Annotated in this window: 5 protein-coding genes and 10 tRNA genes; all 15 read left to right on the top strand. The window is 41.2% G+C overall.

The genetic code is table 11. The features are described from left to right. Window positions 1-58 precede the first annotated feature (58 nt). Window positions 59-132: transfer RNA gene (locus tag HMPREF2697_RS09970), tRNA-Ile, on the top strand. A 6-nt stretch (window positions 133-138) separates the two neighbouring features. Further along, window positions 139-210: transfer RNA gene (locus HMPREF2697_RS09965), tRNA-Glu, on the top strand. A gap of 8 nt (window positions 211-218) precedes the next feature. Further along, window positions 219-308 (top strand) — tRNA-Ser (locus tag HMPREF2697_RS09960). 9 nt (window positions 309-317) lie between these two features. Continuing rightward, window positions 318-391: transfer RNA gene (locus tag HMPREF2697_RS09955), tRNA-Met, on the top strand. A gap of 3 nt (window positions 392-394) precedes the next feature. Continuing rightward, window positions 395-467 (top strand) — tRNA-Phe (locus HMPREF2697_RS09950). Between the two features lie 14 nt (window positions 468-481). Further along, window positions 482-562 (top strand) — tRNA-Tyr (locus HMPREF2697_RS09945). 5 nt (window positions 563-567) lie between these two features. After that, window positions 568-638 (top strand) — tRNA-Trp (locus HMPREF2697_RS09940). 11 nt (window positions 639-649) lie between these two features. Beyond that, a tRNA-His gene (locus HMPREF2697_RS09935) sits at window positions 650-722 on the top strand. An 8-nt stretch (window positions 723-730) separates the two neighbouring features. Next, window positions 731-802 (top strand) — tRNA-Gln (locus HMPREF2697_RS09930). A gap of 9 nt (window positions 803-811) precedes the next feature. Continuing rightward, window positions 812-895 (top strand) — tRNA-Leu (locus HMPREF2697_RS09925). A 51-nt stretch (window positions 896-946) separates the two neighbouring features. Beyond that, entirely contained in the window at window positions 947-5,341 is a 4,395-nt protein-coding gene (locus tag HMPREF2697_RS09920; protein ID WP_070850555.1) for a PolC-type DNA polymerase III, read from the top strand. 163 nt (window positions 5,342-5,504) lie between these two features. After that, complete coding sequence (locus HMPREF2697_RS09915; RefSeq protein WP_013989920.1) at window positions 5,505-6,746, top strand: aminopeptidase; 1,242 nt, start codon at window positions 5,505-5,507, stop codon at window positions 6,744-6,746. Between the two features lie 19 nt (window positions 6,747-6,765). After that, a complete protein-coding gene (locus tag HMPREF2697_RS09910) occupies window positions 6,766-6,996 on the top strand; it encodes a GlsB/YeaQ/YmgE family stress response membrane protein (RefSeq protein ID WP_002886331.1) in 231 nt (76 codons plus the stop codon). A gap of 132 nt (window positions 6,997-7,128) precedes the next feature. Further along, the gene (locus HMPREF2697_RS09905) at window positions 7,129-7,557 is read left to right on the top strand and encodes a MarR family winged helix-turn-helix transcriptional regulator (RefSeq protein WP_002886332.1); all 429 of its coding nucleotides are present in this window, start codon (window positions 7,129-7,131) and stop codon (window positions 7,555-7,557) included. A gap of 87 nt (window positions 7,558-7,644) precedes the next feature. Next, complete coding sequence (locus HMPREF2697_RS09900) at window positions 7,645-8,190, top strand: NAD(P)H-dependent oxidoreductase (RefSeq protein ID WP_070850551.1); 546 nt, start codon at window positions 7,645-7,647, stop codon at window positions 8,188-8,190. The last annotated feature ends 78 nt before the right edge of the window (window positions 8,191-8,268 follow it).

Raw genomic sequence — 8,268 nt, 5'->3', positions numbered from 1 at the left:
GCGAGTTCGATTCTCGTCACCCGCTTTATTTGGAAACAAATAACCAAGCAATTAGCTTGGGCGCGTAGCTCAGATGGTTAGAGCGCACGCCTGATAAGCGTGAGGTCGGTGGTTCGATTCCACTCGTGCCCATTATATGGTCCGTTGGTCAAGGGGTTAAGACACCGCCTTTTCACGGCGGTAACACGGGTTCGAATCCCGTACGGACTATATTTTATGGAGGATTACCCAAGTCCGGCTGAAGGGAACGGTCTTGAAAACCGTCAGGCGTGTAAAAGCGTGCGTGGGTTCGAATCCCACATCCTCCTTATAATTAACGCGGGATGGAGCAGCTAGGTAGCTCGTCGGGCTCATAACCCGAAGGTCGTAGGTTCAAATCCTGCTCCCGCAATATGGCTCGGTAGCTCAGTTGGTAGAGCAATGGATTGAAGCTCCATGTGTCGGCGGTTCGATTCCGTCTCGCGCCATTTGTTTATATTTTGGAAGGGTAGCGAAGAGGCTAAACGCGGCGGACTGTAAATCCGCTCCTTCGGGTTCGGGGGTTCGAATCCCTCCCCTTCCATAGTTACGGGCATAGTTTAAAGGTAGAACTAAGGTCTCCAAAACCTTCAGTGTGGGTTCAATTCCTACTGCCCGTGTTAGTAAAGTGGCGAATGTGGTGAAGTGGTTAACACATCAGATTGTGGCTCTGACATTCGGGGGTTCGATTCCCCTCATTCGCCTATATTTTTGGGGTATAGCCAAGCGGTAAGGCAAGGGACTTTGACTCCCTCATGCGTTGGTTCGAATCCAGCTACCCCAGTTATACTTTGCCGGCGTGGCGGAATTGGCAGACGCGCTGGACTCAAAATCCAGTGTCCGCAAGGACGTGCCGGTTCGACCCCGGCCGCCGGTATATGTTACACTCCTTAAGGAGTGTTTTTTTGTCTATAGGAGTTTATTTTTTATGTCTGATAAATTTCACCTTCTCTTAAAACAAATTCGTTTTCCTGAGGATCACGATGCTTTTAAAGAAATTAAAGATGGTTCTATCGAAACAGTAAAGCTATTTAAATCAAAACGCCAATGGTTCTTTGTTTTTTCTTTTCCTAGTGTTCTGTCTTATGAGTCTTTTGCTCTTTTTGATAGTTTACTTCACTCTTCTTTTAATTCTTTAGGTGCTAAAGCTTCTTTTGAGATTCGTTTAGTTTCTACTGCTTGCGATGATTCTTTACTTGGAGATTATTTTTCATATGCTTTAGATAGTTTAAAAGTGTCACACTTTTCTACTTATTCTTTATTCTCAAATCTAAAGGTTGAGATTTCGAATAATAGTATTTTTGTTAAAGCTCCAGAGCATATTATAAAGGAAAATGTACAGGATAGATTTATTTCTTTGATATCTAAATCTCTTTCTCAAGTTGGTTTATCTGATGTATCCATTTCTGTTGTCGAAGATAAGGAAGCTTCATCTTCTTTAGAAGAGGCTTACCAAACAAATAAGGTTTCTTTACAAGAACAAGCTGAGTCTCAGGCTAGACAAGCACTTCAATCTATTCTTGAAAGTGCCCCAGCACCGAAATCTGTGACCGAACCATCACAAAATTTTGCTGAGAAACAAAGTCAACGTCAAGCTAGTTTTGATAAGGCTGAAATAACGCCAATGGTTGATATTAATTCTGAAGAGAATCGTGTTGTTTTTGAAGGATATATTTTTGATGTAGAGCAACGTGAAACTAAGACTGGTCGAATTATTATTAATTTTAAGGTAACTGATTATACCTCTAGTTTTGCTATGCAACGATGGGTCAAAGATAGTGATGAGCTCGCTAAGTTCGATATGATAAAAAAGGGGAACTGGGTTAGGGTTCGTGGTCGTATCGAGAATAATCCTTTCACTCATAGTCTGACTATGAATGTGCAAGATATTAAAGAAATTTCACATACTCCTCGTAAGGACTTGATGCCTGAGGGACAAAAGCGTGTGGAATTTCATGCGCATACCAACATGTCGACTATGGATGCAATGCCAACTGTTGAAGATCTTATTGATACTGCTGCCTCTTGGGGGCACCCAGCAGTTGCTATAACAGATCATGCTAATGTTCAGAGTTTTCCTCATGGCTACCATAGGGCTAAAAAAGCTGGGATTAAGGCTATTTTTGGTCTTGAAGCCAATCTTGTTGAGGATAAGGTACCTATTGTTTATAATTCTGAGGATTTGGAATTAAAAGAAGCAACTTATGTTGTATTTGACGTTGAGACAACGGGCTTGTCTGCTGTTCATAATGATTTGATTCAGATTGCGGCATCAAAAATGCATAAAGGTAATATTATTGAGCAATTTGATGAATTCATAGATCCAGGACATCCTCTTTCTGCATTTACTACTGAGTTGACCGGTATTACTGATAATCATGTTAAAGGTGCTAAACCTTTAGTGCAAGTTTTACAGGAATTTCAAGAATTCTGTCAAGGAACTGTGCTAGTGGCCCATAATGCGACCTTTGACGTTGGTTTTATGAATGCCAATTACGAAAGACATCAGTTACCAACAATTTCACAACCGGTTATTGATACTTTAGAATTTGCACGAAATCTTTATCCTGAGTATAAGCGTCATGGTTTGGGGCCTTTGACGAAGCGGTTTGGTGTGGCTTTGGATCATCACCATATGGCCAATTATGATGCGGAAGCTACGGGTCGTTTGTTGTTTATCTTCATAAAAGATGTGTTTGATAAGCACGGTTTGACTAATCTGGAACAGTTGAACACGGATTTGGTTTCTGAAGATTCGTATAAAAAGTCTCGTGTCAAACATGCGACGCTGTATGTTCAGAATCAAACTGGCTTGAAGAATATCTTTAAGTTAGTAAGTTTATCAAATGTCTCATACTTTGAGGGAGTAGCACGTATTCCTCGTACGGTCTTAGATGAGTATCGTGAGGGAATTATTGTAGGTTCTGCTTGTGCTGATGGTGAGGTTTTTGATACGCTTCTGTCTCACGGTATTGACAAGGCGGTTGAAGTTGCTAAATATTATGACTTTATTGAAGTTATGCCACCGGCAATTTATGCACCCTTGATTGCAAAGGATTTAATCAAGGATGAGGAGGCTATAGAACAACTGATTCGGGATTTGATTGAAGTCGCTAATCGTCTGGACAAGCCTGTGCTGGCTACAGGAAATGTACACTATATCAACCCTGAGGATGCCATTTATCGTGAAATCATTGTTCGTGCTTTGGGACAAGGAGCCATGATTAATAGGCCAATTGGTAAGGGAGAAAATGCGAAACCTGCTCCTTTACCTGAAGCGCATTTTAGGACAACTAACGAGATGCTAGACGACTTTGCCTTTTTAGGAAAAGACTTAGCCTATGAAATTGTTGTAACTAATACGCAGGCTATGGCAGATCAAATTGAAGAGGTTGAGGTTGTCAAAAAAGACTTGTACACACCTTTTATTGATCGTGCGGAAGAACAGGTTGCGGAGATGACATATGCTAGAGCGTTTGAGCTCTATGGTAATCCTTTGCCTGATATTATTGACCTGCGAATTGAGAAAGAGTTGTCTTCAATTCTTGGTAATGGATTTGCCGTAATCTACCTGGCTTCGCAGATGCTAGTTAACCGTTCAAATGAACGTGGCTACCTAGTTGGTTCGCGTGGATCTGTCGGTTCTAGTTTTGTTGCGACGATGATTGGAATTACTGAGGTCAATCCGATGCCGCCACATTATCTCTGTCCTAATTGTCAACACTCAGAGTTCATTACAGATGGATCTTATGGATCTGGCTTCGATTTGCCTGATAAGGAATGTTCAGAATGTGGAACGGAATATAAAAAAGATGGTCAGGATATTCCTTTCGAGACCTTCCTAGGTTTTGATGGGGATAAGGTTCCTGATATCGATTTGAACTTCTCCGGTGATGATCAACCATCAGCCCACTTGGACGTTCGTGATATTTTTGGAGAACAATATGCTTTTCGTGCCGGAACAGTAGGAACTGTTGCAGATCGGACTGCTTATGGTTTTGTTAAAGGTTACGAACGTGATTACAATAAGTTTTACCGTGATGCCGAGGTCGATCGTTTAGCCATGGGGGCTGCGGGTGTTAAGCGAAACACTGGTCAGCACCCGGGTGGTATTGTTGTTATTCCAAATTATATGGATGTCTATGATTTCACACCTGTTCAATATCCGGCTGATGATGTAACGGCTGCCTGGCAGACGACTCACTTTAACTTCCACGATATTGATGAGAACGTGTTGAAGCTTGATATTCTGGGACATGATGATCCGACTATGATTCGTAAGTTGCAGGATTTATCAGGAATTGATCCAAAAGATATTCGAGCAGATGATCCAGATGTAATGAAACTTTTTTCAGGGACTGATATTTTAGGAGTAACACCTGAACAGATTGGGACACCAACGGGAATGTTGGGAATCCCTGAGTTTGGGACTAACTTTGTTCGTGGTATGGTCGACGAGACGCATCCGACGACCTTTGCGGAACTCTTACAGTTATCTGGTTTGTCCCACGGAACAGACGTTTGGTTAGGTAATGCACAAGATTTGATTAAGGAAGGTATCGCCACTCTGAAAACAGTTATCGGTTGTCGTGATGATATCATGGTATACTTAATGCATGCGGGATTAGATCCTAAGATGGCCTTCACAATCATGGAACGTGTGCGTAAGGGGATGTGGTTGAAGATTTCCGAAGAAGAGCGTAATGGCTATATTCAAGCTATGCGTGAAAATAATGTTCCAGACTGGTATATTGAATCTTGTGGTAAAATCAAGTACATGTTCCCTAAAGCCCATGCGGCAGCCTACGTTATGATGGCCCTACGTGTAGCTTATTTCAAAGTGCACCATCCTATTTATTACTATTGTGCCTATTTCTCAATTCGAGCTAAAGCATTTGAGCTTAAGACGATGTCTGCGGGTCTTGATGCTGTTAAAGCTCGAATGGAAGATATTAAGGAGAAACGCCAACGAAATGAAGCGACTAATGTTGAAAATGACTTATTTACGACGCTTGAAATTGTCAATGAAATGTTAGAACGTGGCTTTACCTTTGGTCAGTTGGATCTTTATAAGAGTCAGGCAACTGAATTTCTGATTGAAGGAGATACTTTGATTCCACCGTTTATTGCACTTGAAGGTTTGGGTGAGAACGTTGCTAAGCAAGTGGTTGCTGCGCGTGAGGAAGGTGAATTCCTTTCCAAGACAGAATTGCGTAAACGAGGAGGTCTATCATCTACCTTGGTTGAAAAATTGGATGAAATGGGAATCCTAGGAAATATGCCAGAAGATAATCAATTAAGTCTTTTTGATGATTTCTTTTAATAGCTAAAGAGAATCGTCATCAACTTTGAGAGAATGGAGTCAGTCTCTGTTCTCTTTTTGTTTAGGGGGCTGCATGAGATGCTAAAAAGCCAAAGCTGAGAGGAAACCTTTTTCTTCGTCTTATGGTATACTGATAGAAAATTATAGTTTCAAGGAGTTAATTATGGTTTTACCAAATTTTAAAGAAAATCTTGAGAAATATGCTAGATTACTGGTTGCTAATGGGATTAATGTACAACCTGGTCACACAGTGGCCTTGAGCATTGATGTAGAACAAGCAGAGCTAGCTCATCTCTTAGTTAAAGAAGCCTATGCTCTAGGAGCAGCTGAGGTAATCGTTCAATGGTCAGATGATATTATTAATCGCGAGCGCTTCTTGCATGCTGATATGGACCGCATCGAAGAGGTTCCTGCTTATAAAAAAGCTGAGATGGAATATTTGTTGGCCAAGAAGGCAAGTCGCTTAGGCGTTCGTTCATCAGATCCAGGTGCCCTTAATGGTGTAGCTCCGGAACGTTTATCTGCTCATGCTAAAGCTACTGGAGTGGCCTTTAAACCTATGCAGGTGGCAACTCAGTCTAATAAGGTTAGTTGGACTGTAGCTGCTGCAGCTGGTAAGGAATGGGCTAAGAAGGTCTTTCCTGATGCTTCGAGTGATGAGGAAGCTGTAGATTTACTTTGGGATCAAATTTTCAAGACCTGTCGTGTTTATGAAGAGGATCCTGTACGTGCCTGGAAGGAACATGCTGACCGTTTGGATGCTAAAGCACGCCTACTCAATGAGGCACAATTCTCAGCCTTACACTACCAAGCACCTGGAACAGATTTGACTCTAGGATTGCCTAAAAACCATGTTTGGGAGTCTGCAGGTGCCATTAATGCGCAAGGTGAAGGTTTCCTTCCTAATATGCCAACAGAAGAGGTCTTTACGGCACCAGATTTTCATCGTGCAGATGGTTATGTCTCAAGCACAAAGCCTCTAAGCTACAATGGTAATATTATTGAGGGAATCAAGGTAACCTTCAAAGATGGTGAAATTGTAGATATCACAGCGGATCAAGGTGATGAAGTGATGAAGAATCTCGTCTTCAACAATAATGGAGCGCGTGCTCTAGGTGAATGTGCTTTGGTTCCAGATCCAAGTCCGATTTCACAGTCAGGCATCACTTTCTTTAACACTCTTTTTGATGAGAATGCATCCAACCACCTAGCTATTGGAGCAGCCTATGCTACTAGTGTTAAGGGAGGGGCAGACATGACAGAAGAGGAGCTTAAGGAAGCTGGACTTAATCGTTCTGATGTACACGTAGACTTTATGATTGGTTCAAATCAAATGGATATTGATGGTATCCGCCAAGATGGTAGTCGTGTACCGATCTTCCGAAATGGGGATTGGGTAATCTAAGTATGATGGAGAATTTATCATGATTGGAAGTATGATAGTTGGTTTTCTAATTGGCCTTATTGCCTCTGCTATATCAAATAGGGGTGAACATATGGGCTGTATTGGTAAGACCTTTGTTGGATGGCTAGGTGCTTTTGTTGGTCAGCTTCTTTTTGGAAATTGGGGACCGATGCTAGCAGATACTGCTATCGTTCCTTCAGTACTAGGTGCTGTTATCTTATTAGCCCTTTTTTGGAATCGTAATAGTTAGAAATGAAAGAGTTCTGAGGTATTGGTTAGATATCTAAGGACTCTTTTTTCTTATTTTTTCATTTTCATATACCACTTTTAGAAAAACTGTGGTAGAGTAATAAAAACAGCATCTATTTGGAAAGGACTAGAAATGAGTGACTTAGATAAAAACATGGCTGTAAAAAGTATGGTAGTTATGCGTAAGGCTTTTCGTACCATCGATGCCAAGGTTTCTGAGACCTTTAAAGAATTTAATTTGACACCAACTCAATTTGGTGTCATGGACGTGCTTAATGCCAAAGGACGTATGAAGATTGGCGAATTAATTGACCGCATGCTTGCCACCTCCGGGAATATGACTGTTGTCATTAAAAATATGGAGAAAAAAGGTTGGTTGACGCGAGAAGCCTGCCAAACAGATAAGCGTGCTTTCGAGGTTGATTTGACGGATGAGGGCCGTCGTATTATTCAAGCAGCAATCCCGCCACATCAGCGAGCTATTGAGGAGACTTTTTCCGTTCTGACACCTGAAGAGCAGGCACAGTTGGTAGAGCTCCTGAAAAAATTTAAGAATGTCTGAGCATATTTCTTTATATTTCTAATGGAATTATATATGTTACTATGTAGTAGTAAATATTAATTATTAGAAATACAAAGGAAACGTATCATGAAAAACATTCTATTTATCGTTGGATCTCTTCGCAAGGGATCATTTAACCACCAATTAGCAGAAGAAGCTGAGAAAATGCTAGCTGGTAAAGCTAATGTTTCTTATCTTGACTATAGTCAAGTACCTGTTTTTAATCAGGATTTAGAAAGTCCAGTTCTTCCAGTTTTGGCAGAAGTTCGAGAACAGATCTTGGCAGCAGACGCAATTTGGATTTTTTCACCGGTTTATAATTTCTCAATTCCTGGGTCAGTGAAAAATTTGCTTGACTGGTTGAGCCGTGCCCTTGACCTATCAGATCCTTCAGGGCCATCAGCTCTTCAAGATAAGATTGTAACCGTGTCATCAGTTGCTAATGGTGGTCACAATCAACTTTTTGATGCCTACAAAGACTTGTTACCATTTATCCGTACCCAAGTGGTCGGTGATTTTACAGCGACACGTGTAAATGATACAGCCTGGGCGGATGGGAAATTCCTAGCAACTGAAGAAGTTCTTGAAAGCCTTCAGAATCAAGCGGAATCTTTGATTGAAGCGATTAAATAAGAATAATGAATACCCGAGGTTTCTAGCTTCGGGTATTTTTATATCTTGAATTGTCAAATTAAGTGCATACTTTCCCCA

The organism is Streptococcus sp. HMSC064D12, from assembly GCF_001837205.1.
In the GTDB taxonomy this organism is placed as follows: Bacteria; Bacillota; Bacilli; order Lactobacillales; family Streptococcaceae; genus Streptococcus; species Streptococcus salivarius_D.
This window is presented reverse-complemented; position numbering and strand designations above follow the sequence as displayed.